At 69.0% G+C, this 1,435-nt stretch carries 2 protein-coding genes; both read right to left on the bottom strand.

Features of this window, described 5'->3' with window-relative positions; all coding sequences use genetic code 11:
* Positions 1–218 precede the first annotated feature (218 nt).
* The gene (locus ACWD5O_RS37135) at positions 219–1,103 is read right to left on the bottom strand and encodes an ABC transporter substrate-binding protein (RefSeq protein ID WP_450088174.1); all 885 of its coding nucleotides are present in this window, start codon (positions 1,101–1,103) and stop codon (positions 219–221) included.
* A gap of 113 nt (positions 1,104–1,216) precedes the next feature.
* On the bottom strand, positions 1,217–1,435 hold a 219-nt coding region (locus ACWD5O_RS37130), incomplete at its 5' end, for a DDE-type integrase/transposase/recombinase (protein ID WP_450088173.1).

Raw genomic sequence — 1,435 nt, 5'->3', positions numbered from 1 at the left:
TCCTTCGGTGTCGATTTAGGGGTCGCATTCGCTCGGAAACTGCTCGGTGGGTCGGGCATCAGTATTCATCGACCTTTTTGGATCATACCCGGGGATTCCGGTCGAGGATCGGGATGCTGTAGAGCGCGGCGAGGGCCGCAGCGGCTCGGCCTCGACGGCGAGCAGTTGGCGGGTCGTGACGTCAGCGGGAACCACCGGCTGTAGAGGGTTATCCGGCGTCATACCACCCGGGCGACGGTGCCCACGGGCGGTTCGGGCACGGCGTCGGGGTGCAGGATCGCGGCGATCGCTTCGACGCCGTCGACGAGCCGCGGACCCGGGCGTACGACGAGGCCGTCCGCGTCGATCGCCCACACCGCGGCCCCGGGAAACCTCGGCGCGACCGTTTCGGCCTGCTGCGCCGCGCCTTCGAGGTGGAATCCACAGGGCGTGACGAGTACGACGTCGGGAGCGGCGTCACTGAGTTCCTGCCAGGTTGTCTGCACCGACCGGGCACCGGGGCGGGCGGCAACCGGGTTGCCGCCGGCGCTTCGCACCAGGTCGGGCACCCAGTGCCCGGCGGTGAACGGCGGGTCGACCCACTCCACGACCGCGACGCGGGGCCGCGGCCGGCCGGCGACCGCCGCCGCGACGGCCTTGAGCCGGGCGCGCAGGCCGGTTACCAGCGCTTCGGACCGTTCGGGTACGCCGGCCCGGACGCCTACCGCAAGGATCGTGTCGAGGACCTCGTCGAGCGTGTGCGGGTCCAGGGACAGTACGTCGGCGCGGCAGCCGAGGTAGTCCAAGGCGTCCGAGACCTGGCCTGAGGGCAGGGCGCACACTCGGCAGAGGTCCTGCGTGAGGATCAGCTCAGGTTTCAGGCCGGCCAGCGCGTCCCCGTGCAGGGTGTAGAGGTCGCTGCCTGCTGCCATCTGTGCCTTAACGTAGGCGTCGATCTCGTGCGGAGTGAGGCCGCGGGTGTCCCGGCCGCCGACCACGACGGTCTTGTCGCCCCGTGCGGCGGGCGGCACGTCACACTCGAACGTCACCCCAACCAGGTCGTCACCCAGGCCGAGGGCGTAGACGATCTCCGTCGCGGACGGCAGCAGGGACACCAGACGCATACGGCCATCCTGCCCGTTCCCGCTGCGATGAGCGAGCTGACTCAAACCGTGCCGTGACGGCGCTGTTGCGTTGTCTGATCGGCGGACGTGTTGAACCCCGGTTTGGTCGGAGGTCAGATCGCCCGGGCGAGTTCGGTGAACGCTGCCGCCATGCGCTTGGCAGAGGGGGCGTCGAGTCCGAGTTCGTAGTGGTCGCGTCGGAGATTCTGGATGAAGGCATGTCCGGTGATGATCACCTGCGCGGTCGGATCGGTTCGTAGGCCGCGCATCGGTCGTAGCCGGTGTTTTAGCTGGCTGTGATCAGCCTCGATCGGGTTGTTCGCGTGCTGCTC

The sequence above is a fragment of the Micromonospora sp. NPDC005161 genome (assembly GCF_053599855.1).
This window is presented reverse-complemented; position numbering and strand designations above follow the sequence as displayed.